This window comes from Sphingobacterium endophyticum (assembly GCF_009733535.1).
In the GTDB taxonomy this organism is placed as follows: domain Bacteria; phylum Bacteroidota; class Bacteroidia; order Sphingobacteriales; family Sphingobacteriaceae; genus Sphingobacterium; species Sphingobacterium endophyticum.
This window is the reverse complement of record NZ_SMMI01000004.1, coordinates 71,326-96,330: the sequence shown is the minus strand read 5'-3', so window position 1 is coordinate 96,330 and position 25,005 is coordinate 71,326. Positions and strand designations below refer to the sequence as shown.

Here is a 25,005-nt window from a genome sequence, read left to right as displayed (position 1 = left end):
TATGCTACTGAATTGAATTATAATACTCTTTTACGTTTTTAATGTAATTCTTCCCTGTTTCAGTCATACAATCCTGAATATTTTCAAATGGTATGGTTAATAGGGTAGGTCCTTCAGAGTATGGCTTTATTTCGTATTGATTATAATAAAACATAATACCTTCTTTTGAAATACCATAGTTAGCTGCTAAAGCAAAAGTGTCATTCTCAAAGAAATAATCACTCTCAAGGCTGGTTGTGTCTGTTAGGCCTTCCTCCTGACGAAAGAATCTCTCTGCAATTTTAGTAAATTCTTTCATCTTATTTTCAGAAATAAATGTATTCAATGCTAATTTCTTATAATTATGAGCATCGTATACATTCCAAAGTGTAAAACTATTTCCATGAGCCCCTCCTGAATATTCATACGTGATATTACTTAACATGATTAGGTAGGGATTGTTCATTTCAACAAATACATCAGTAGACTTTTCCCATGCAATTGGATATTTTACATTGTTTTCTTCAACAAAATTTCCATATCCTTCCAAAAAATTGTCAATATACTGATCTATAGTTGTTTCTCCTTCCAATAGAATATTTTCAAATACGTGTTTATTCATCGCACTGTCTTGGAATATAGGGTAGGAGACCTTGACAAAACTTGTGTCAATTTCTCCATCTCGTTCTGGAAAATATTTGCTGATTTCCCTGATTACTGTATCTCTGTAAATAAGGGAGTCTGTTCTTGAAGAAATATTTTGTCTATGCGAGTTTGCACCATCTGTTTTGTTGCTTTGACATGAAAGAAACAGCGCAATCAACAGGGTTGAAAATATAATTGTATTAATCTTTGTCTTAAAAATTGATATTAACATTTATCCATCCTCCATCAAAATTTGTGTCATACTTTTTGTAAAAATCAATAGCTGGAGTATTCCAATCCAATACCTGCCACATCATACCTGAGAATCCATTCTCCTTAGCATAAGAAATTGTGTGGTCTAACAATTCTTTTCCAATACCTTTTCCTCTCATCTTTTCTGTGACAATAATATCTTCTAGATATAAACGACGTCCCTTCCAAGTAGAATAACGGATGTAAAATAAGGACATGCCGATGATTTCTCCATTAAATTCACCCACAAAAGCCCACCAAACTGGATTTTTGCCAAATCCTGAATCAACAAATTCTTCCATACTAACGGTAACTTGTTCAGGAGCCTTTTCATAGAGTGCTAATTCCTTGATTAGCTCTAATAGCTTGCTGCAATCTTCTTTGACTGCATTTCTAATGACTAATCCCATTATTTCGCTTTGTAATGTTTGATGATTCGTTGACCAAAAATCGTACTTCCCAACCTAACCATATTGCTGCCTTGTTCGATGGCGATCTTATAGTCCGAAGACATTCCCATTGATAAGATATCAAAACTTTCTTCTTTTCGGAAATAAGTAGTTTTTATACCATCAAATAACATCTTTAGCTCATAAAATTCTTCTTTAATGATCTTTTCATTTTCAGTGTTGCTGGCTATACCCATTAAACCCCTGATTCGAACATTTTTTAATCCTTGATACTCTTCACTTCTTAGTAATTCAACCGCTTCGGCAAAGTCAAGTCCAAATTTTGTGTCTTCATCTGCAATGTATATCTGTAATAGGCAGTCGATTATCCGGTTGTTTTTAAGTGCATGTTTGTTGATTTCAGCAAGCACCTTTAATGAATCTACTGAATGTATTAAACTGATGAAAGGAGCAATATATTTAACCTTATTTGTTTGTAAGTGTCCAACTAGGTGCCATTCAATATCTTTAGGAAGGGATTCATATTTTTCAACAAGATCTTGTACCTGATTCTCCCCAAAAATCCTTTGACCAGCTCCGTAAGCTTCTAATATATCTTCATTAGGTTTGGTCTTTGAAATAGCCACTAAAGTAACCCCGATAGGTTGTAATTCTTTTTGTAATTCTGTAATATTCTTTGATATACTCATGATGAAAAAGGATTCGCATTGATGAAATTAACAAAGCTATATGCAAGCTTTTACGTATTTTTGTACAAATTTACAAAATGCATCGATTAATACTTGGTTTACTTCCGTTGTTTTTTATAAGCATTTCTTGCAAAAAGAATGTTCCTGAAGGTATATTATCTCAAGAAGACATGGTTGAGCTTATGACCGAAGTACATATTCTTGATGGGTATATTTCAAATATCCCCGTTGATAGTGCTAAAAAGGTTATTGATCCGCTCTATGAGCAAATTTTTGATAAATTTGGAATTGATTCAACGACATTTAATAAAAATGTAAATTATTATTTCGGCAACCCTGCTTTAACGTCTAAAACTTACGATCAGGTCGTTAAGCGATTGGAACAAAAAGAAAGAGGATTTTATAGCCGAGATTCATTAATTAATATCCATACTCAAGACAGTGTTAATAAAGTAACTCGCCTTCAAAATAAATTGGCTACTGTGAGTAATATGATTATGAATGCACTTGCAGATTCTACAGAGCTTACAATTGCAGAGAGGACAAGGAGATTCTATGAACCAGTTGGTTTAATGTATTATTGGGAAAAGAATTTGTTCGAAAAAAAGGTGCCTGTTCAGCAACCTGCACCTGACCTTTCGTCTCCTCCAAAATCTTCAGATTCTACACAAGTAATCTTACCAGTAGATAATCAAGGTGAAGAAATAAAACCAGTTGAACAAGTTGATTCAATACCATTCAATCGTAGAAATGAGAGGTTGAAACCGGTCAAAAGGCCAAGGGAAAGACCTACGGTAGTTCAATAAAAAATGATTTATCCACAAAACGCAGTAGAAAAGCTAGGCTTTACAGAAATAAAAGAACTCATTAAGGCTAAATGCTTGAGTGAGGCCGGAAAAGAAATGGTCGATAAAATCCAACCTCAGGTAAAATTGGATTTAATTGATCGGTTCTTGAGGCAGGCTAATGAATTTAAAGATTTGTTGGTACATGATGCACCCCTTCCGGTGGATCATTTCTATCCTATAAAAGCAATTATTGAAAAAGCAAAAGTTGAAGGGTCTTTCCTATTGGAAGAAGAATTCCATCGCGTACTATTATCTCTGCGGACAGTTTATGCTGTAATCAGGTATTTTAATGACCGTGCTCAGCAATATCCTAATTTAGAATTGCTTTTTGAACATTTACCTATTGAAAAGAATATCCTTCGAAGCATCGAACAGATCATTGATGAAAGAGGGAAAATTAAAGACAATGCCTCTAAGCTATTGTTAGAGATTACATCTCAAATATCAAAAGCTGAACAAGAGGCTCGCAAAAGGTTAGATTCTGTTTATAAACAGGCTCAACAAAATGGCTGGACAGCAGACGGTAGCCTGACTATTCGTGATGGTAGGTTATGTATTCCAATTCTTGCTGAAAATAAGAGAAAGGTTAAAGGCTTAATTCATGATGAATCTGCTACTGGACAAACAGCATATATTGAACCGGAAGAAGTATTTCATTTAAATAATAAGGTTCGTGATTTAGAGTTTGAAAGAAGACGAGAAATTGTAAGAATTTTGACCGCTTTAACGACTGAGATTAGACCTCATGTTCCCTTGTTATTTGCTTATCATAGTTTGCTAACTAAGCTCGACTTTGTAAGAGCCAAGGCTTTGTTTGCTTTGGATATTGATGCTGAGATGCCAGAGCTGTCCAAGGAAGCTGAAGTTTTTTTAGTCAATGCAAAGCATCCTTTATTATATCTGTCTTCAAAGGTTGAAGGACATCATTCAGTAGTTCCTCTAAATCTTAGGATTGATGCCATAGATCGTGTATTATTGGTGTCAGGCCCAAATGCAGGAGGAAAATCTGTATGCATGAAGACTGTAGGATTGCTACAGTTAATGTTTCAATCTGGTCTGTTGATACCTTGTGAGACAACTTCGAAATTGGGAGTTTTCAAGCAGTTTTTTGCCGATATTGGTGATGACCAATCTATAGATAGTGACCTCAGTACCTATAGTTCACACTTATCGAAGATGAAGCATTTTACAGAATTTGCGAATGCCCGAACATTGGTACTAATTGATGAGTTTGGAACTGGGACCGATCCATTATTTGGGGGGCCTATAGCTGAGGCTGTTTTGGAGGTACTAAATAAAAAGAAAATTCGTGGCGTTATTACAACGCACTATTCTAACTTAAAGGTGTTTGCCAGTAATTCTGAAGGTATTGAAAATGCTTCTATGTTATTTGACAATGAAGCTATGAAGCCTTTGTATATACTTCAAACTGGGAAACCTGGAAGTTCTTATGCCTTTGAAATTGCTCAAAACATCGGATTGTCTAAAGAGGTTATACATCTTGCTAAACAAAAGGTTGGTGTGCAACAAAAGAAAGTGGATACTCTATTGGTGGATCTTGAGCGTGAAAAGAAGGAAGTTTATGATACAAAAGTGGCTATAAATCTTCGGGAACGGGAAATTTTAGGGAAACAGACTGAGTTGAATGAGTTGCAAAGTTATTTAGAGGAAAATAAAAAGCAATTGCTTAAGGATGCCAAAGAAGAAGCTAGACAAATCATCAAAAATGCCAATAAGTTGGTTGAGCATACGATAGCTGAGATTAAAAATAAACAGGCTGATAAGGAAGAAACTAAAAAACTTCGTGCAGGTCTTCATCAAGCGAATGAAAGCTTAAGAGAGAAATCCCATAAAGAGGTTAAGAAGCCGCATGTATTATCCCAAGAAATCGTTGAAGTTGAGGTGGGGGATTGGGTCAAAATTATTGACAGCGGGAATGAAGCTCAAGTCATTGAAATTGCAAAAAATAATTTGATCCTGGCGCTCGGTGATTTAAGGACGGTGGTTAAAAAAAATAAGGTTGAAAAGTTAAGGGGTAAGGAAAAATCGAATGCCGCGAAACGATTTAAGTCTGTGACTTCTGATAGTGTGGCGGATTTTAGTCCTGAAGTTGATGTTCGAGGAATGCGTACTGAAGATGCTTTAGGTAAGATTGAAAAGGTTTTAGATAGGGCTGTTATGATTGGTTATCCGTCCTTAAAAATTGTTCATGGGAAAGGAGATGGAATTCTTCGTAAATTTATTCGCGACTATTTAAGGAAATATAATCAAGTAAGTAGGTTTGAAGATGAGCATGCGGATAGAGGAGGAGATGGAATCACCTATGCATATATAGATTAATCAGGAATTGTCATAGATTAAAGGAGCTTTTAAGGCTCCTTTTTTGTTTAAGGTTTTTCAATTTATTTTTCTGTGGTTCAGGGTGATTTGGGGCTGTATGTTTAAACAGCTATTAAATATTAAAAGATGATTAAAAGTTCAAGGAATTCGCTGAAATTTCCATTTAGTTGTTGCGGAAACTGTTAAAAAAATAGAAAAAGGAAAAAACTTTTCCACATTTTTGAGAGTGTTAAATTTTGTTAAAATATCAATTTACAATCGGTTTCGTTATAAAATTTTCAATTAATACAGGTAGTTGTTTAGAAAACTATTTAGTATTTCAATTTTTGTTTACTCGAATAAGCCAAATAAATGCAAAAAGGTGGTTGTGAGAATATTAAGTTTATGTTAACAAACATTGAAAGTCATTCTGACTTTTTACTTTTGTGCAGAATTAATAACAAACCGTATGAAGAAATCTTTACTTTTCTTTGCTCTGGTACTTGCAAGTTATGGAACCATCCAAGCTCAGGTTACCACAAGTAGTATGACTGGTGTTGTGACCCAAACAAATGGAACGACAACTTCAGGAGCTACAATCAAAGCAGTCCACACACCATCTGGAACAACCTACACGGGTTCTGCAAATGAGGCTGGACGTTTTAATCTAGCCAATATGCGTGTTGGCGGTCCTTACCGTATTGAAATTACATATATCGGTCAAAACCCTATCGTTTACGAAGACGTGTACTTACAATTAGGTCAACCATTTGTTTTAAACCCAGTTTTCGGTGAATCTGTGGGTACAGAAATCGATGAAATTACAGTAGTTGGTAAAAGAGCCGGAGAAGAAAAAACTGGTGCATCGACTGTAATCAGTAAACAACAATTAGAATCACTTCCGACTTTAAGTAGAAGTTTACAGGATTTTACTCGTCTAACTCCACAAGCTACAGGAAGTAATTCATTTGGAGGAGCGAACAATCGTTATAATAACATTACCATTGATGGTGCTGTTAATAATGATGTGTTTGGTTTAGCTGGATCTGGTACACCGGGTGGACAAGCTAGTACTCAACCTATATCTTTGGATGCGATTCAACAAATTCAAGTTGTTCTTGCTCCTTATGACGTTACCCAAGGTAACTTCACTGGTGGTGGTGTTAACGCAGTAACGCGATCAGGAACAAACACAGTTGAAGGATCTGTTTATACCTTCTTCAGAAATCAGAATACAATCGGTAAAAACGTGTTTACTGATGAAAAATCCACTAAATTCTCTGACAATCAATATGGTTTCAGAATTGGTGGTCCTATCATTAAAGACAAATTATTCTTCTTTGTGAATGGTGAAATGGGAAGAAGATCTGCACCATTAGCAAATAATGCTGGTGAACCAGGATCTGCAATCTCTGATGCAACTGCTGCTTTAATCGCTAAACACACTTTAGATACTTATGGATATGATGTAGGTTCATACGGTCCTACAGATGTAAGAACTCAAAACAACAAGATCTTTACTAAAGTTGATTGGAACATTAATGAAAAACATTCATTATCTGTTCGTTATAACTTTATTGATGCTTTTGATGACAATATTAGCCGTTCAGGTTCTTTCTTCAGATTTGGAAATAATGCGTACCAATTTGCTAACAAACAGCATGTAACGGTTGCGGAATTAAGAAGTAATTTCAATAACCAATTCTCGAACAACTTAATCGTTGGGTATTCAGCGATTAGAGACAGTAGAGAAATTGCAGGTGGCTTATTCCCTCAGATTACCATTTCTAATTTGGATGGTAAATCATCGAACTCTGCAGAATTCGGTTCTCAAAGATCTTCAGTTGCTAACTCATTAGATCAAAATATTTTTGAGTTTACCAATAATTTCAAATGGTACAAAGGTAAACATACCTTCACTTTTGGTACTCACAATGAATTTTTCAGTTTCAAGAACTTATTCATTAATAACTTAAATGGCCGTTGGGACTTCAAGAGTGTTGAAGATTATATCAACAACAAACCAGATAGAGTTAGAGCAACCTATTCATTAATCGCTGGAAATGACAGACCATCTGCTGAATTCTCGGCAGCACAGCTTGGGTTCTATGCTCAAGGGGAATCTGAATTCATCGATAATTTAAAGTTAACTTACGGTATTCGTGTTGATGTTCCTATCATTGGTGACAAACCTTTAAGAAATGAAAAAATTGAAGCTTCATTTCCAGGATACAGAACTGACAATACACCGAGTGGAAAATTATTGTGGGCTCCTCGTCTAGGATTCAACTATGATGTTCAAGGTGACCGTTCTATCATTATCCGTGGTGGTGCTGGTATCTTTACAGGTCGTGTTCCTTTTGTTTGGTTATCAAATCAATTTACAAACAGCGGAATGTTATTTGGAACTGTTGACGCTTCAGGTGATAAAATTAATGCTGGAAATGGTTTTGATCCAAATATTGAGAATCAAAAGAATATGGGTTCTGGATCAACTCGCGCTGAGGTTAACTTAGTAAACGAAGATTTCAAAATCCCTCAAGTCGCTCGTTTTAACTTAGCAGGTGATTTCAAATTACCTTATGGTATTACGGCAACCTTAGAAGGTATCTATTCTAAAACTATTAACAACATCGTTTATTCGGATATTAATATTAAAGGTGAGAACGGAACTGTTCCTACTGAGTTATCGAATGGAGCTGACTTACGTCCTTCTTACAGAGGAAGCAGAGTTAATAGTGGTGACTTTACCAATGTTATCTTAATGGATAACTCAAATAAAGGTTATACGTATAGCCTAACTGCTCAATTGTCGAAATCGTTTAATAATGGTTTTAGCGCAATGGTAGCCTATACAAATGGAGGTTCAAAATCTGTAAATGATGGTGCAAGTAGTACAGCATTATCTAACTGGGAATTTGTACAAATTGTTAACAATCCGAACAGTCCAGATTTAACAAATTCAATCTTCAATATTAAGCACCGTGTGATTGGTAATGTTGGATATACCATCAACTATGGTCGTGACAATATGTTCGCAACTGGAATTAACTTATTCTATGCAGGAAATTCAGGACAACCTTTCACATACCTATACAATGGTGATTTGAATGGTGACAATGCTTTCTCAAACGACTTATTGTACGTACCAAGAACTGCTGCTGACATCAAATTAATTCCGTTAACTTCGGGTGGTACAACTACTTCTCCGGAAGATCAATGGAAAGCGCTTGATGAGTACATCAATTCTGATAAATACCTTTCTTCAAGAAGAGGTCAATATGTTGAAAGAAATGGTTCATTTATGCCATGGCAACATCAATTTGACTTAAGAATCACTCAGGACATCGGTGCACTTATCAAAGGAAACAAAAACAGATTACAAATTACATTTGACGTATTCAACGTTGGTAACTTGTTGAACAAAGAGTGGGGTAGAAACTATTACGTAAGTAATCAAGCATTAACTCTTGTGAATTATGTAAGAAGAACAAATAGTTCTGGTGCGGTTACTCAAGAAGGATTTACTTTCAAAGCTCCTACAGACAACCAACCATATTCTGTTTCTGACTTAGCATCTAGATGGCAAGGACAAATTGGTATCCGTTATATCTTCAACTAAGATTTAACTAACCTTAGATATAAATCCCTTAGTAATTTACTAAGGGATTTTTTTTGTGCCTAAAACAATTTTAAATTTTAAATGTTGTCGAAAGAACTATTAATAAATTCAAAATAATGAATGAGAAAGAAACAGTATTGGTAACTGGGGGGTCCGGTTTCATTGCATCCTATTGTATAATCAGTTTATTAAAAAATGGCTATAAGGTTAAGGCTTCGTTACGGTCCTTGGCTAAAGCTGAATTAGTAAAGAATATGTTAAGGCAGGGTGATGTGGATTCATTTGATGATTTATCCTTTGTTGAGGCTGATTTGGATAATGAATCAAGTTGGATTCCTGCTGCTGAAGGATGCCAATATGTAATTCATGTTGCGTCTCCAACCCCTTTTACCAATGCAACATCAGAGGATGATTTTGTTATTCCTGCAAGAAATGGGGTATTATATGTTCTTAGGGCTGCAAAGAAGGCTGGAGTAAAAAGGGTGGTACTAACTTCTGCATTTGGAGCTATTGGTTATGGAACAGTAAAGACAACTCCCTACACTGAGGAAGATTGGACCGTTTTGAATGAAACGGTTTTTCCTTATCAAAAATCAAAAACACTTTCTGAAAAGGCCGCTTGGGATTTTATAGAAAATGAAGGGGATGGGATGGAGTTAGCAGTTGTTAATCCTACAGGTGTTTTAGGGCCAATTTTGGCAGAAGATTTTTCCCATTCAATACAAAATATTAAGACCATGTTAAACGGCGGAATGAAAGCCTGTCCAAAAATTATTTCAGGATATGTAGATGTACGGGATGTTGCGGACCTTCATTATAAAGCAATGACCCTACCTCAGGCGAAAGGTCAACGATTTATTGCCACCGCTGGAGACCTATCTCTATTGGAAACGGCTAAAGTTCTCCATAATAATTTAGGAGAACGAGCAGCAAAGGTTCCAACCAAGGAATTACCGAATTGGCTTATCAAATTACTTGGAAACTTCAATCCAAAACTAAAGGCTGTCGCTCCTTATTTAGGGATGGTCAAGAAAGCAAGTAATGAGAAAGCTATTAAAATGCTTGGATGGAAACCTCGATCAGCAGAAGAAGCCGTATTAGCAACAGCTAATAACTTATTTGATCTTAAGATAGTTTAATGAAATATATTTATTAACCACTTTCTTGCGCCAGCAAAGTAAGTGGTTAAATAAAAAGAGTTTCCATGTATCCAAAATGATAGATCATGGAAACTATGAAATTAATTAAAAGTTAGGTTTCAACAGATACTTATCATAGAATCTAAAGATATGTTCAGTTGCTTCTTCAGCGGTGTCAACCATTCTATAGAGATTAAGGTCTTCCTCGCTAATATATTTATTACCAAGCATGGTGTTTTTTATCCAATCAAATAGTCCGTTCCAATATTCTGATCCTACCAAAACGATTGGAAACCTTGCGATTTTTCCGGTTTGGATTAAGGTTACTGCTTCAAATAATTCATCCATCGTTCCGAATCCGCCCGGAAGAACGATATATCCTTGGGAGTATTTCATGAACATGACTTTACGGACAAAGAAGTAATTAAACTCTAATAATTTGTCGCGGTCAATGTATTTATTATGGAATTGTTCATGGGGAAGTTCGATATTTAGACCTACGGATTTTCCTCCGGCAGTATAAGCGCCTTTATTGGCTGCTTCCATGATTCCTGGACCACCACCTGAAATCACACCGTACCCGCGGTCTGCCAGCAACCTTGCAATTTCCACAGTCATCTGATAGTATTTATGCTCATCCGGTGTTCTAGCGGATCCGAAAATCGAAACACAAGGGCCAATTTTAGCCAGTTTCTCAAATCCATCCACAAACTCAGACATAATTTTAAAGATTTGCCATGAGTCCTTTACCTTTATTTCTTGCCATGTTTTGTTGGCAAATGAATTTCTTATTTTATCATCTTTAACCATGTGGTCTTCATTTATTTTTAGTGTAGGAAAGCGGTTTGCTCACCGTTTTCGATGTAATATAAGATTTTAAATCAAAATTATCTAAAGCAGTAATATTGTTATTATTTTTATAGTTTTTTATAAATAATTCAATGAAATTTTGAATTATTAAACTCTTTTTATAAATTTATGTCACGTAAACCTGTGTACATCTATTAATTTCATAAACCTCTAATGAATAGAAGAGACTTTATTGGCAAAACCGCAGTAGGTGCAGCTGCAATTACTATTCTACCTCGTCATGTACTTGGAGGAAATGGTTTTTTAGCACCTAGTGATAAGATTAATTTAGGTTATATAGGTGTTGGAAAGCAAGTTCCTACATTATTGCATGGATTAATGAAGCTGCCAGAAACGATGGTGATCGCTGCTGCAGATGTTGACCGTACAAAACTTGATCATTTTTTACTGGAAGCCAATAAGTTAAATGCTGCTAAATCAGGACATCAAGTAGAAGGATATGGAAATTATAGGGATTTGTTAGCCCGTAAAGATATTGATGCGGTTGTTATTGCATCGCCTGATCATTGGCATGCTATGCATGTGATTGACGCTGCCAAAGCTGGAAAAGATATTTATTGTGAGAAGCCATTGGCCTTGACAATCGATGAAGGTAGAGCGATGGTAAATGCAGTCCGTAAGCATAAGAGAGTTCTGCAGACGGGTAGTATGCAACGATCTCAATATAACTTTAGACAGGCTGCTGACTTAATTCGAAATGGATATATTGGTGAAATAACAGAAGTTAATGTATCGGTAGGTGAACCCGTTAAGGAGTGTGACTTGCCTTCTTTAACCGCTCCTGAACATTTGGATTGGGATTTTTGGGTAGGTCCTTCCTTGTATAGAGGATATAATCCGATTCTAAGTCCCTTGTTGGGTGCACCAGAATGGTCGAACTGGAGGTTATATCACGGTTTTGGTGGTGGTTATATTACGGATTGGGGTGCACATATGTTTGATATTGTGCAGTGGGCATTAGGAATGGATAGTTCTGGGCCTGTATCATTTACACCTCCGGATATTCCTCAAGCAAAAGAAGGTTTGTACTTTACCTATAAAAATGGGGTTAAAGTCCATCATAAATCTTGGGGTAATTTCAATGCCATACAATTCTTGGGTACTGAAGGAAAGATTGAAGTCTCCAGGGAATTTTTAAGGTCCGATAAACAAAATTTACCTAAGCTAGAAATTGCAGAAAAGGACCGTAAGGTTTATTATTCTGATAATCATTATAAGGACTTTGTCGATTCGATAAAGAGTCGCAAAAAGCCGATTTGTGATGTCGAGATAGGTCACCGAACAGCAACTGTTTGTAATGCTGCCAATATTGCCTATCAACTTCAGAAACCTATAAAATGGGATCCAAGAAAAGAAATTTTTGATAATCCTTTTGCAAACAAACTGAAGGGTAGACCATATCGAGGAAAATGGGATTATTTGGATTTTTAATTTAGAGCACACATAGATTTGTTTCATAAACCGATGCGCCAGATATTCGAAAGAATTCTGGCGTATTATTTTGGTCAATATTTTCGTAATTTTGAGCTATGAACTTCTCGTCAAAATTATTAGAGCAAGCTGTTGAGGAATTTGGAAAGCTTCCCGGTGTTGGAAAGAAGACTGCATTACGTCTGGTTCTCCATTTATTAAAGCAGTCAGATGCCGAAGTTTCTCAATTTACGGAATCTCTGGATAAGCTTAAGCGCGATATCAAATATTGTAGAACCTGTTTCAATATTTCAGATTTAGAGCAATGCGAAATATGTACTTCAGTGAAAAGAGATAAAGGATTAATTTGTGTTGTTGAAGATACAAGGGATGTAATGGCTATTGAGAATACAAATCAATATAGTGGGGTATATCATGTTTTAGGTGGATTAATTTCACCCATGGAAGGTGTTGGGCCTGCAGATTTAAAAATTGAAGGTTTAATTGATCGTGTACGAACAGGAGAGATTAAAGAAGTGATTTTAGCACTAAGTGCGACGATGGAAGGGGATACGACTATATTTTATCTCTACCGAAAATTGAAAGAATTCAACTTGCAAATTAGTACGATTGCTAGAGGGATTGCATTCGGTGGAGAATTGGAATATGTAGATGAAATTACGTTGGGGCGATCTATTGCAACACGTGTACCTTATGAAAGGAATGTTGGATAATTTAAGCTTTCATTTTGCTGATAATCCAGTAAAATCCTATTCCACAGAAAATCAAGACTAATCCAGCTGCAGTCCATAAGGTATTATAGCCGAAATGTTCGGCTGTAAAAGTTCCTAAAAAAGGAGAGAAAATATTAGCCGCTGCAAATGATAAGGAATTAAATCCCATGTATGCACCTTGGTTACTGCGGCTCGCTCTATTGATCGCTACAGTTGCTGTAAATGGTAGGGTAAGCATTTCTCCTGTTGAAAGGAAGAACATGGCTAGATATAGCCAGGCCATTCCAAAATTGCCCGTCAACATTAGATAGGACATTCCTGAGATGGTAGTTCCCCAAAGCATAATTTGCCTAACAGAAAATCTATGTTCTACCACATGAACCAATACCATTTCGAACAGGACGATAACCAAACCGCTGAATCCCAGCAAAAGGCCGATTTGGTCTGAATGCAGATTGTGAACCTCTTTATAGTATAGGGGTAATGTGCTTAATAATTGGAAAAAGGCCATTGAAAAGAGACAACAAAGCACGTTAAAAATGATAAATAATCCATCTTTATAGGCATTCCTTACTGGTTTGTCTGCTTCTTCCGCTATTGTTTTGTGTTGGTTAACTTCGGTTCTAGCTTTTCGGTTTCTAAAAAAATAAATAAAAACAATGGCTGCACAAGCTGCAGCGATAGCATTTCCATAAAATATCCAGTTGTAGGAAAATTTTGCCAAAAAACCTCCCAGTGCAGGACCGATTGAAAATCCTAAATTTACCGCCATCCGGTTTAATGAATAAGCTCTAGTGATGTTTTCGGGTTTTGCATATCGTGCAACTGACACCGAGTTGGCCGGTCTAAAGGTATCTGCCACTAAGGTCAGTATGAATATCATCATTGCTAAACCTTCAAAGGTTCTGAAATGGGGAAGGATTAAAAAAAGTGGAATTACTAAAATTAGGCTCCAAGTTTGAACTTTGAAGTTTCCAAATTTATCTGTAAGCCAACCACCCAGCCAAGAACCACAAACTGAACCTAATCCAAAACATCCAAGTACCAAGCCAATTTGGGTCTTGCTGAATCCCAATTCCGATGACATATAAATCCCCAGGAATGGTATTACCATTGACCCAGCACGGTTGATTAGCATAACTAAGGCTAATAACCACGCTGCAGGCGATAATCCTTTATAGGAATTGATATATAGGCGGAAAAGTGCTTTCAAAATATAATGGAAAAAGGGTTATGCTATTTTTACATTGTTGCTATCTAAACTTTTATCGATACTATAAGTAGTTGCAATACTTCTCTTAGTTCCCCTCTTCTTGTCTAAAATAAAATCAATTCTTCCTAGATTGACACCGGAAAATCCTGTCTGATTAACCAGGGTAATCTCATTGTCTAGGTTTTTAACCTCTGTAGGTTTGTCAAGGAAAGTATGGGTATGTCCACCAATGATTAAATCAATATGTCTTGAGTTTTTGGCTAACATTAAATCCGATACTTTTTCTGTTTCGTAACTATATCCGATATGTGATAAGCAAATGATTAAATCACATTTTAAATCATGCTTTAGTTTATGCGTGTATTTAGCAGCAACTTCAATAGGGTCTGAAATTTTGACACCTTGGTAACTCCTTGGATCAACCATTCCGTTTAGATCTACCCCTACGGCAAAAACGCCAATCTTAACAGCATCACGTTGGAATATGAGGTAATCTTTGGTTTTTCCTTCCATGATGGTGCCGGTAAAATCATAATTGGAAGTAACAAATGGAAAATTTGCCTTATCAAAATGCTTTAATAATCCTTCTAATCCATTATCGAACTCGTGATTTCCAAATGTTCCAGCATCGTATCCTAATTTCGACATTAATTCTAATTCCACTTGTCCGTCAAAAACATTGAAATAGGGGGTCCCTTGAAACATATCCCCAGCGTCAAATAACAGGACATTCTTTTCTTCAGATCGTATTTTGTTGATTAAGGTGCTTCGACGTGCTACTCCACCAAGTCCTTGTAATCTTGATCCATCCATCGGATATGGTTCTATTCGGCTATGCACATCATTTGTATGAAGAAAAGTAATCTTAACTTCTTTTGATTTACTGTATCCAAAAAATGGAATGGAGCTTAATGTTGTAGCAGCACCAAGGCTTACCACAGCTTTAATAAAGTTCCTTCTACTCAATGATTTTAACTCTTCCATCTAATTTTGATTCTACCTGCTTACCTGCTTTTGTTAATTCCTTGACATAATCAATCAAACCTTCCCTAACCCTTTCAGAGGTCGTCAACCTGTAGGTTGGAGAATTGATACCTCTTACTAAGTCCCCTCCATTTGCAATGAAGTCATAAGTGACAAGTTTATAGGTCTTATTTGGATCTATTTCCTGACCAGCAATCTTAAAGCTTTGAACTTTTTTATCCTTGATTAACATTTCAACATTTCCAACCGGTTGACCATTTGTTTCAGCAATAAAGTCTGCCAGTACCTTTACATCTGATCCTTTAAGTTCGAGAATGGTGATGTAATTTTCGAAAGGCATGACTTCAAAAATAGATCCTACCGTGACATCTCCCTGTTTTATTCCTGCACGAATTCCATCTTTGGTAGCCAGTGAGAACTGAACATCTGGATCTACTTTCCGACCTATTGATAATAAGGCATCAACAAAGAAATTACTAAGTTTGGATTCAGGAATATTCCGGTTCTTGATTAAAGCCTCAGGAGCATGTCCCAAAACTTCATTCATCTTATCTTCCAGTTGATTTTTGTAGGGAAGGATATAATTACTTATGATGCTGTCTTCAGGAATCTGATTATTGATTGCCAACATTTGTTTGTTGGTCACAGTAGACTGATAATAAGTAGTCTTACAGGAACTGAAGACCAAAAGTAAAACCATCCAGGGTAGGAGGTTATACTTTGATAGCTGTGAACTCATGATATAAAATTATACGCAAAGGTATTAAGATTGGCTTGAATCCAAAGAGAATAAAATTTAAAAATTGGAATAATAAATGGATAATTGAGATAGTATTTACTTAGTTCATTCCCAGGCGATCTTCAAAATAACAATTTACAAAATGCCTAGCTAGGGCAAAGGCTTGTCCATTATCTCCTAAAGTCGATACCTGTAGGCTACATCCTGATGCTATCTTGCTCATTGAATAGGTTTGAATCTGTTGTTGTATTGGAGTAATCATAAGCATGGATGTTCTTGCAAAACTACCAGATAGGACAATTGTTTCTGGGTTGAAGACCTGCATAAAATGAGCGATTGCACGTCCTAATTTACTGCCTAGTTCAGAAATTAATTGAATGGCATATTGATCCCCATCAAGGGCAGATTGAATAATATGATCAGGAGTCAGCTGTTTGTTCTCGTACTTTGAAACGATAAGCGTAGGAATTCCCAGATCAATATCTTTAGTTGCTTTGTTTACTAGGGCATTTCCAGAAACTAAAGTTTCCAAACATCCTCTTTTACCACAGTAACATAATTCTCCATCATCTGCAAAGCTGATATGCCCCATTTCCCCTGAAAAACCATTTTTGCCATAATATATAGATCCATTTGATATTATTCCTAAGGATATGCCCCAGTCTAAACGGATTACTAAAGCGTCCTTTTTGAATTTTAATTTTCCATAGAACTGCTCGGCCAGGGTAGCAACTTTTGCATCATTTATTATTTTGGTATTGATGTTGAACTCCCGGGTAAGGTGCTTTTCAAGATTAAATCCTGGTTCATAAAAATAGGTGAAGTTTTCTCCAGTATAGCGATCGACTAAACCGGGCATGGAAATCGATAAACCTGAAATTTGCTCCATCAGCAATTTATGGTCTTTGAGAAATTTTCGAATGAGCATTAAAAATGCGGGCAGTTCCCGAAGATCGGTTGATAATTCGAATGGATAATAATTTGAGTCAATTATAATATTGCTGTTGTTGTCCACTAATGAGATACGTGCGGATTTTCGATTAAGTTCAACAGTAAGGACTTTAAAAAGTTTGTCACTCAATTGGTAAAGATTGGGTTTTCTTCCACCTAATGATTCACCGCGTTCATGTTGGGTTAAATACTTCTTATCCACCAATTCGACCATAAGGTTGTTTAATGTCGGAAAACTTAGTGCTAAGCGTTTCATTAAATCATTTACAGAAGCTTTGTCCAAATCGTACACAGCCTTTAATAAGAAGAATTTTTTCCTTGCTGATTTTGCGGTCTTTTTGGATAATTCCGATGGATTGATAAGAAGCTTTTCTATAAATTTCATGCTCGTCTGCGTTTTAAACAAATTATGGTAAATTTTTAATACTAGATTCTGGCTTGGTTTTGTTAGAATCAATTCTATAAAATTAAACAAATGAATAATTATTTAAAAATTTATCTAAAATAAATAAAATAAATTATATTAAAATTAAAAAAAGCTACAATTCAGACCTTAATATTGATTTGATTTAAAGAAGTTGTTTGTGGGACAAAAATATTAACAGGATAGTGTGGGTGATAATCCGTTCGCTTGCTGGTGGATAATGCCCAATTAATTAGTAAAAATTGAGATTCAGATTTGGGGCGAAGGTAAAAGATATAAAAAATGAAGTCGCATCAAATTAATGATGCGACTTCTTTATGTTGCGGGATATATTTTATTACTTTTTATCCACTTTATACAATTTTCCACCATCGGTAACTGAATAGAGAGCTCCGTTTTTACCTTGAATAACATCTCTAAAACGTTCACCTTTATCAGCAAGAATTCTTTCTTCACCAATGACTTTGTTGTCCTTGATGACAATTCTGGCAATATGTGTACTGCTTAATCCACCAATGAAAAGATTGTTTTGCCATTCTGGAACATTTGAACCTTTATAGAAAGTCATCCCACTAGGAGATAAAACAGGGTCCCAATAATATACGGGTTGTTCTAATCCTTCTTTTTGTTGGATTGGAGGATTGCCAATAGCATCTCCTTTATATTCGATACCATAAGTAATTGTTGGCCAACCGTAATTGTTTCCAGGTTTTACCAAGTTAATTTCATCTCCTCCACGTGGGCCGAATTCTGAATCCCATAATTCTCCGGTTGTTGGATCAATGGCTAATCCTTGAACATTTCTATGGCCATAGCTATAGATTTCAGGTTTAGCATCGGCTTTTCCAGCAAAAGGATTTCCTGCTGCTGGTTTACCTTCTTTAGTGATTCTAAGGATTTTTCCTAAAGCAGAATTTAATTGTTGTGCTTGAGGTCGAGTTTCTAAATCAGAACGTTCTCCGGTTGAAACGAATAAATTACCATCCTTATCAAATAAAATACGGCCACCATAATGTAATTTACCATTGTAAGTTGGCAATGCTTGATAGATAACCGTAGCACCTTCAATTGTTTTTTCATCTGCAGAAAGTTTACCTTTTGCTACAGCGGTGTGATTCCCTCCAGATACAGGTTCCGCGAAAGTCCAATAAACCATTCGGTTACTTGCAAAATCAGGGTCTAAAGTTATCCCTAATAGACCACCTTGACCTTGTGTATCGACTTTAGGAATTCCAGTAATTGCCTCGCTTATTGTTTTTGCTGTTGGGTCAACAATACGCATAGTACCTTCTTTTTCGGTTACTAAAAGTTTACCGTCAGGGAGTTCTGCGATTCCCCAAGGTGATTTAAGTCCCTCAACAACTACAGTACCTTCAAAAGGGGTTGTTGTTTTTACTCCTGCAATTCGTGTTTGGCCTTCAAATGCGGGTTTATAGTCTGCATTCCCTGGTTTAGTTTCAACAGGAGGGTATTTTGTGGTGTCTTGACTGGATGCGGTAGAATCCGAAGGCTCATGACCATTTGAATTTGCCCCAGAACATGAAATGAAAGCTGTCGCAGCTGCGAAAAACAATACATTTGAGAAGTGTTTCTTCATGTTTGTTGGTTTATGTTTAAGTTTATTCTTCTAATTAATTGAACTCCGGTCGCTTTGGGAAGTTTGCAACATGGGCATATTTTGGCCCCATACTGATGATGGCTTCCTTCCATAAGTTTTCGCCGTCGGTAATAAATGCTAAATCGATGTTGAATGAATTATGGACTGCCCATGAATTTTGTTTGATCTCTCCATCCAATTGGCCTGGACTCCAACCTGAATATCCTAGGAAGATTTTCACTTCTTCGCTACTAATCAGTTTTTCATTGATTAAATATTTTAATCGTTCAAAATCACCACCCCAATATAAGTCATCGACTATATGTGTTCCACTCTGTAATTTATCAAAGGCTTTGTGCAAAAAGAATAATGCATTTCCTTCAACCGGACCTCCAAAATAGAGTGGCATTTCGGTATTATCGATTTCATCAAGTACATCGGATAATAGTAACATAGAACGATGATTCAATATGAGTCCCACTGTACCGTCGTTTTCATCATGCTCGCACAATAGAATAACGGAACGTTCAAAATTCTGATCAAGCATAAAAGGCTCGGACAAAATTAAACTGCCTCGTTTTGGAATATATTCATTGAACATAAGAGGATAGATGTGTTAATTATCAAATTTATAGAATATCCTGATTATTCTATTGTAAAATAGCAATAATTTTTCATTTCAGATACTATTAAAAATGTATATTATGTTAAGTTTGTAGGAAATATCCTTAGCCATGTCCATTGAACACAAAGAAATTGCTGCCATTCGTGAAGACTATGCTAAAAGCAGTTTAATCGAATCGGATGTATTGCATGATCCCATTCAACAATTCAAAAAGTGGTTTGACGAAGCTATATCTTCTCAGGTCACAGAGCCTACAGCGATGGTTCTTTCTACCGTAAATGAAAAGGGATTTCCATCTTCGCGGGTTGTTCTTTTAAAAGATATAAAATCAGAAGGATTGAGTTTCTTTACAAATTATAATAGCCGTAAAGGTCAGGAGATTCTTCAAAATCCACATGTATCCATATTATTCTTTTGGCCGGAGTTGCAACGTCAGGTTCGATTTGAGGCGAACGTTGAGAAGCTTTCAAAAGAAGATTCTGATGAGTATTTCGCATCGAGACCACGAGGAAGTCAAATTGGTGCTATAGCTTCTCCACAAAGTGTTATTATACCAAATCGTGAGTCTCTTGAAAAGCGCGTTGCTGAGGTAGAGCTTGAAATGGGTGATTTAGCTATTCCAAGACCGGAGTTTTGGGGTGGTTTTCTGATCAAGCCGGTACGTGTTGAATTCTGGCAAGGTAGGAGCAGTAGATTACATGATAGAATTGTTTACATCCTTGAAAATGACATTTGGACTATTAATCGTTTAGCCCCTTAAACATGCTTTTAGAAATAAAGAACCATATAGAAAAGAATATTCATCCCGATGCGATTGTAGATTTGCAAGAAACTGGCCTTCAATCCGCATTATATATTTCAAAAGAATATTTGAAGTCTGTTTGCTTGTTTCTGCGTGATCATAAAAATTATTATTTTGATTTTCTAGCTAACCTTACGGCAGTCGATTATTTTCCTGAGGACTATTTTGAGGTAGTCTACAATTTGACATCGATTCCTTTCCAAAAGCAATTGACCTTGAAAGTTAAAGTGAATGCTATTAGGGATTTAAAAGATTTACCTGAAGTACCTTCGGTGTCGGAGGTTTGGCGTACCGCAGACTGGCATGAAAGAGAAGCCTATGATCTTATGGGAATATTCTTTACAGATCATCCCGATTTACGAAGAATTCTCATGCCCGAGGATTGGGTTGGATTTCCATTGAGAAAAGATTATCAAGATCCAGAAACATATCATAATATCCCTGTGAAATAGGCATCATGAACGAACTCTACCAACAAGCATATAAAAATTATCAGAATAAGATATCCACTGTTTCTTCACAAGAAATGGTAATCAATATGGGTCCTCAACATCCATCCACGCATGGTGTTCTTCGGCTGGAACTAATTACGGATGGTGAAATCGTAAAAGATATTATTCCCCATGTAGGATATCTGCATCGATGCTTTGATAAGCATGCGGAATCCATGAATTACGGAAAGACAATACCCTTTACGGATCGATTAGATTATTTAGCGTCAATGAATAATGCGCATGGGTTTGTGATGGGAGTGGAAAGAATGCTCGGTATTCAAGACAAGCTTCCTAAAAGGGTTGAATATATTCGAGTGTTGGTTACGGAATTGAACAGGATTGCATCACACTTAATTGCTATTGGAACATATGGAATAGATATTGGAGCATTTACGCCTTTTATGTGGTGCTTTAGAGATCGCGAACATATTATGAATATGTTGGAATGGGCATCTGGATCCCGGATGCTTTACAATTATATTTGGGTTGGAGGCTTGTTTTATGATATACCTGTGAATTTTGAAGAACGTTGTCAGGAATTTATTGCTTACTTCAAGCCGAAATTGGTGGAACTAGATGAGTTATTGTCAAACAATCAGATTTTTATACAAAGAACGGCGAATATTGGAGTTCTTCCAGCAGATGTAGCGATAAATTATGGTTGTTCCGGACCAATGTTAAGAGGATCAGGAATAAAATGGGATTTAAGGCGTGTGGATGGCTATTCGGTTTATCCCGAATTGGAGTTCGATATTCCAGTTGGCCAAGGTATAATGGGATCCATTGGCGATTGTTGGGATCGCTATAAAGTCAGGGTGGACGAGGTTAAGGAATCCGTAAGAATAATTGAGCAGTGTTTACCAAGATTAATGCAGGACTTCAAAAGGACTCCAGATTTTGATCCTCGGGGTCTTGTACCTAAAAAGGTTAATCTTAAAGCACAGGAATATTATGTTAGGGCAGAAAATCCTAAAGGTGAATTAGGTTTTTATTTTGTAACCCAAGAGAAGACTGATATTCCAAAAAGGATTAAGGCAAGGGGACCAAGTTTCAATAATTTGTCCGTATTACCTGAATTGGGGAAAGGGGTATTGATTGCGGATCTGATTGCAATATTGGGTTCGATTGATATCGTGCTTGGTGAAGTCGACCGTTAAAATAAACATGCATAAAAACGCAAAAAAAAATTAGGAATAATCGATTAAATACTTATATTTGCTATCTCATAATTTAAGTTTATAATTGGTTAATAGTTAGGGGAGCAATTGCCAGATTGCTTCCCTTTCTTTTTCTACTGTAATTCTGAATCAAATTCATTATAAATTATTGTAAATCAGTTTATTAAATTGGAAAACGAGGTATTTCCCCACATTGTTATTCATAAGTTTTTTTGAAAATTATCCAACCTGATTAATTCTACTCTTGGTATACTCTAGGTCTACTCTTGGTCTACTCATGGTCGATATTCATCCGCACCTTGTTATGGCCTAGTAAGGACCTCGTCCGCTCATGAGCGGACGAGCTGTAGACAATGTCCAACCAATGTGCGGACCATTCACGAGCAAAACACGAGCAAAACCAAAGTGAAACCAGTAATGGAGCCCATTAATGCTTGTTTGTGCAGAAGGAGGAAATAATTGGAAACAGGTAGTATAGAAAAACTAAAAATCTGATCAGATTATTTTGGAAAAAATCAGATGTCGATTTATGCAGTTTTTATGAAAATGCCCTCTAATGAATTTAGAGGGCATTATGTTTTTTAAGAGTTTTTAAAGTTCATCATATTTTGGGAATCTTGTTGAGACAAGTTCCTTCCACTGTGGATTTTTCTTAATAAATGCGAAAACATAAGGACAATATGGAGATACTGTTTTTCCGGATTCCTTTATAAAGTTCAAGGTTTTTTCTACCAATGCAGCTGCGGTTCCACTACCGGCTAGTTCAGAAGGTGCTTCGGTATGTATTAATGCGATTGTGCTATTCGTTTCCTTGAAGTCAATAAATGCGATGTGTCCATCAACATTCAATTCAAATCGACTTTTTTCTTCGTTCTTCGTTAGAGGTAGGTTGATAAATTTATCTTTCATATCAAATTAACAAAATAATTAATGTAGAAGTTTTAAATAATTCTATAAAGATAGGGGGAACAAAGCGAACTAAAATTGATGTATGATAAGAATTGGTTGAATTTATCAACCAATTCATCAGAAATAAAGAAAAGAATTTTTAATTTCTATTCTGTGAGCTTTAGTCATCTATATGATAAAGTTCTTCAAACTCTTTTTTATATTTTTCTAGGATTACTTTTCTTTTCATTTTTAAGGTTGGGGTCAACTCTCCGCTTTCTATAGTAAATTCATCAGGCAGAATAATTGGTTTTTTGATTTGTTCCCAATTTCCAAAATGTTGATTAGCTATCTGCACTTCTTTGTTAATTTTACGGACGATTTTTGCTTCTGTCAAGAATTTATCCTTAGGCATTCCTTTAAGTTCTGGAGCTTCAGTTTTAGACCAATCTTGTAGGTGTGCATAATTAGGGACAATAAATGCGGAAGCGAATTTTTGACCATCGCCAATCACCATTGCCTGTTCAATATAATTTGATTCTAGCAGTTTCTTTTCGATAGGTTGAGGGATAACGTATTTTCCACCTGAAATTTTAAACATTTCTTTTTTACGGTCGATAATTTTCAAAAAGACTTCATCTTCCCAAATTCCGATATCTCCGGTATGGAGCCAGCCATTAATGATTGTTTTATCGGTTTCTTCTTTGTTTTTGTAATATCCCTGCATTACGTTAGGACCTTTTACAAGAATTTCACCGTCATCTGCTAATTTAATTTCCACATATTTAACGGCTAATCCTACTGTTCCTATGCGAATTCCTTTCAGGTAATGATTGACAGAAATTAGAGGTGATGCTTCGGTCATACCATATCCTTCATATAGGGGAATTCCTGCTGCCAAGAATACTCTCGCAAGTTTTGCTTGCAGGGAAGCACTCCCAGAAGCAACAGTTTTTAAATGACCGCCCAAGGCTTGATACCATTTATCCAGGACCAGGCTTTTAGCGATTTTAAGTTTGATATTATAGGCAAGAGATCGTTTCTCAGGGTTAGGATCGAATTGTTCGGCTACATCTACGGCCCAATCAAATATTTTACGTTTTATACCGGTTAATTCGAGGCCAGTTTTCATTATTTTTTCATAAACTTTTTCCAAGATTCTTGGAACAGCGGTCATTATATGCGGTTTTACTTCCCCAATATTTTGGCCAATTTTATCTAGTGATTCTGCGATATGAATTGTTATACCAATATACATGTATGTATAAATGACCATTCTTTCATAAGCATGGCAAGGAGGTAAAAAAGTTAAGGCTCTGTCATAGGCTTGACAAGGAGTGATTTCTCTAGCTGCCAGAACATTAGAAATAATGTTATGATGGGTTAGCATTACACCTTTAGGTTTCCCAGTAGTACCAGAGGTATAAATCAGGGTGGCCAGGTCTGAGTTTTTAATTTTTGCTCTAGATTCAATTATTGTTGACTCAGGGATATAAGCTCCGACGGTTTTTAATTCATCCCAATTACGTATACCTTCATGATTTTCCATGCAAAAAATATACTTTAGGGTATAGATTGATTCAGTAAGTTTTGTTAGTCTATTAAATAGACTTTTAGTACTCACGATACAGAGTTTGATTTCTGCATCATTGAATATAAATTGATAATCGGTATCACTTATATTGGGATAAATAGCGACTACAACAGCGCCAATTTGTTGGATTGCGAAATCTACAATATGCCATTCAATGCTACTATCGGCGATTAATCCAACTTTATCATTTGGTTTTACTCCTAATTCTATTAATCCTTTGGAGACTGCATTTACTTGATTTAAGTATTCGACAGAAGTCAATGTTTTCCATTCGCCATCTAATTTGTGCGCGAACATATTTAAATTTGGAAATAAATCCACCTGCCTAAGGGCAAGGTCAAAAAGTCTAAGGTTTTCGTCCATAACAAAAATAATCCTGCCTTCAGTTTTTAAACAGGAGACTCCAACATGCATAACAGGATTGTTAGCAAAGAAGTTTTGCAAAAGTAGGAAAATGTTAAGCGAAGAATTAAATAATTTATTTTTTGCCTTAAAAGCCTTATCCAAGGCTAAATTCTCTTCTTTTTTAAGAAGATTTAGATTTTATTGAGATTGTGTTATTTTGTTGATTTAGTTAAAAGTTTTAAGTTTGTATAAAT

The 25,005-nt window shown here is 36.0% G+C and carries 21 protein-coding genes; 9 read left to right on the top strand and 12 right to left on the bottom strand.

The window, feature by feature from the left end:
- Nucleotides 1-4 precede the first annotated feature (4 nt).
- Genes E0Y80_RS06225 through E0Y80_RS06215 form a run of 3 tightly spaced genes read right to left on the bottom strand, consistent with a single transcriptional unit; the run spans nt 5 to nt 1,975 of the window.
- Nucleotides 5-856 carry a DUF3298 and DUF4163 domain-containing protein gene (locus E0Y80_RS06225; protein WP_156306773.1) on the bottom strand — a complete coding sequence of 284 codons (852 nt, stop codon included), beginning with the start codon at nt 854-856 and terminating at the stop codon, nt 5-7.
- A complete protein-coding gene (locus E0Y80_RS06220; RefSeq protein WP_197091500.1) occupies nt 837-1,286 on the bottom strand; it encodes a GNAT family N-acetyltransferase in 450 nt (149 codons plus the stop codon). The genes E0Y80_RS06225 and E0Y80_RS06220 overlap by 20 nt, the downstream gene beginning before the upstream one ends.
- Entirely contained in the window at nt 1,286-1,975 is a 690-nt protein-coding gene (locus tag E0Y80_RS06215; RefSeq protein ID WP_156306770.1) for a YggS family pyridoxal phosphate-dependent enzyme, read from the bottom strand. Before E0Y80_RS06215 ends, E0Y80_RS06220 begins: the two co-directional genes overlap by 1 nt.
- 77 nt (nt 1,976-2,052) lie before the next feature.
- Between E0Y80_RS06215 and E0Y80_RS06210 the strand changes: the two genes are divergently transcribed.
- The 4 genes from E0Y80_RS06210 to E0Y80_RS06195 all read left to right on the top strand — a co-directional run bounded on the left by E0Y80_RS06210 (nt 2,053) and on the right by E0Y80_RS06195 (nt 9,903).
- Nucleotides 2,053-2,781: a DUF4296 domain-containing protein gene (locus E0Y80_RS06210; RefSeq protein WP_156306768.1), complete on the top strand. Its 729-nt coding sequence runs from the start codon at nt 2,053-2,055 to the stop codon at nt 2,779-2,781.
- Nucleotides 2,782-2,784: 3 nt separating this feature from the next.
- The gene (locus tag E0Y80_RS06205; RefSeq protein ID WP_156306766.1) at nt 2,785-5,163 is read left to right on the top strand and encodes an endonuclease MutS2; all 2,379 of its coding nucleotides are present in this window, start codon (nt 2,785-2,787) and stop codon (nt 5,161-5,163) included.
- 448 nt (nt 5,164-5,611) lie between these two features.
- A complete protein-coding gene (locus E0Y80_RS06200) occupies nt 5,612-8,764 on the top strand; it encodes a TonB-dependent receptor (protein WP_197091499.1) in 3,153 nt (1,050 codons plus the stop codon).
- Nucleotides 8,765-8,880: 116 nt separating this feature from the next.
- Nucleotides 8,881-9,903: an SDR family oxidoreductase gene (locus tag E0Y80_RS06195; RefSeq protein WP_156306764.1), complete on the top strand. Its 1,023-nt coding sequence runs from the start codon at nt 8,881-8,883 to the stop codon at nt 9,901-9,903.
- 105 nt (nt 9,904-10,008) lie between these two features.
- Here E0Y80_RS06195 and E0Y80_RS06190 read toward each other — a convergent pair whose 3' ends face one another.
- Entirely contained in the window at nt 10,009-10,713 is a 705-nt protein-coding gene (locus E0Y80_RS06190; RefSeq protein ID WP_156306762.1) for an LOG family protein, read from the bottom strand.
- A 213-nt stretch (nt 10,714-10,926) separates the two neighbouring features.
- Between E0Y80_RS06190 and E0Y80_RS06185 the strand changes: the two genes are divergently transcribed.
- Nucleotides 10,927-12,204 carry a Gfo/Idh/MocA family protein gene (locus tag E0Y80_RS06185; RefSeq protein WP_156306761.1) on the top strand — a complete coding sequence of 426 codons (1,278 nt, stop codon included), beginning with the start codon at nt 10,927-10,929 and terminating at the stop codon, nt 12,202-12,204.
- Between the two features lie 98 nt (nt 12,205-12,302).
- A complete protein-coding gene (gene recR / locus E0Y80_RS06180; RefSeq protein WP_156306759.1) occupies nt 12,303-12,917 on the top strand; it encodes a recombination mediator RecR in 615 nt (204 codons plus the stop codon).
- A 1-nt stretch (nt 12,918) separates the two neighbouring features.
- Here recR and E0Y80_RS06175 read toward each other — a convergent pair whose 3' ends face one another.
- From E0Y80_RS06175 to E0Y80_RS06150, 6 genes are all read right to left on the bottom strand, one after another.
- Nucleotides 12,919-14,130 carry an MDR family MFS transporter gene (locus E0Y80_RS06175; protein ID WP_156306758.1) on the bottom strand — a complete coding sequence of 404 codons (1,212 nt, stop codon included), beginning with the start codon at nt 14,128-14,130 and terminating at the stop codon, nt 12,919-12,921.
- Nucleotides 14,131-14,148: 18 nt separating this feature from the next.
- Entirely contained in the window at nt 14,149-15,114 is a 966-nt protein-coding gene (locus tag E0Y80_RS06170; protein ID WP_156306756.1) for a bifunctional metallophosphatase/5'-nucleotidase, read from the bottom strand.
- Nucleotides 15,089-15,853, bottom strand: a complete 765-nt coding sequence (locus E0Y80_RS06165) for a 5'-nucleotidase C-terminal domain-containing protein (protein ID WP_231595975.1) — start codon at nt 15,851-15,853, stop codon at nt 15,089-15,091. The genes E0Y80_RS06170 and E0Y80_RS06165 overlap by 26 nt, the downstream gene beginning before the upstream one ends.
- A 100-nt stretch (nt 15,854-15,953) precedes the next feature.
- Nucleotides 15,954-17,189 (bottom strand): ROK family protein, encoded by a 1,236-nt coding sequence (locus tag E0Y80_RS06160; protein ID WP_156306754.1) that lies wholly within the window; start codon nt 17,187-17,189, stop codon nt 15,954-15,956.
- Nucleotides 17,190-17,565: 376 nt separating this feature from the next.
- The gene (locus E0Y80_RS06155) at nt 17,566-18,825 is read right to left on the bottom strand and encodes a PQQ-dependent sugar dehydrogenase (protein ID WP_156306752.1); all 1,260 of its coding nucleotides are present in this window, start codon (nt 18,823-18,825) and stop codon (nt 17,566-17,568) included.
- Nucleotides 18,826-18,859: 34 nt separating this feature from the next.
- On the bottom strand, nt 18,860-19,426 hold the full coding sequence (locus tag E0Y80_RS06150; RefSeq protein WP_156306750.1) for a YqgE/AlgH family protein: 567 nt from the start codon (nt 19,424-19,426) through the stop codon (nt 18,860-18,862).
- Nucleotides 19,427-19,559: 133 nt separating this feature from the next.
- Here E0Y80_RS06150 and pdxH point away from each other — a divergent pair, with 133 nt between their 5' ends.
- The 3 genes from pdxH to E0Y80_RS06135 are packed head-to-tail and all read left to right on the top strand — an operon-like array spanning nt 19,560 to nt 21,903.
- On the top strand, nt 19,560-20,210 hold the full coding sequence (pdxH, locus tag E0Y80_RS06145; protein ID WP_156306748.1) for a pyridoxamine 5'-phosphate oxidase: 651 nt from the start codon (nt 19,560-19,562) through the stop codon (nt 20,208-20,210).
- A 2-nt stretch (nt 20,211-20,212) separates the two neighbouring features.
- A complete protein-coding gene (locus tag E0Y80_RS06140) occupies nt 20,213-20,704 on the top strand; it encodes an NADH-quinone oxidoreductase subunit C (RefSeq protein WP_156306746.1) in 492 nt (163 codons plus the stop codon).
- A 5-nt stretch (nt 20,705-20,709) separates the two neighbouring features.
- Nucleotides 20,710-21,903 (top strand): NADH-quinone oxidoreductase subunit D, encoded by a 1,194-nt coding sequence (locus tag E0Y80_RS06135; RefSeq protein ID WP_197091498.1) that lies wholly within the window; start codon nt 20,710-20,712, stop codon nt 21,901-21,903.
- 612 nt (nt 21,904-22,515) lie between these two features.
- Here the strand turns inward: E0Y80_RS06135 and E0Y80_RS06130 are convergent.
- Nucleotides 22,516-22,833: a GNAT family N-acetyltransferase gene (locus tag E0Y80_RS06130; protein ID WP_156306743.1), complete on the bottom strand. Its 318-nt coding sequence runs from the start codon at nt 22,831-22,833 to the stop codon at nt 22,516-22,518.
- 160 nt (nt 22,834-22,993) lie between these two features.
- The gene (locus E0Y80_RS06125) at nt 22,994-24,850 is read right to left on the bottom strand and encodes an AMP-dependent synthetase/ligase (RefSeq protein WP_197091497.1); all 1,857 of its coding nucleotides are present in this window, start codon (nt 24,848-24,850) and stop codon (nt 22,994-22,996) included.
- Between the last annotated feature and the right edge of the window lie 155 nt (nt 24,851-25,005).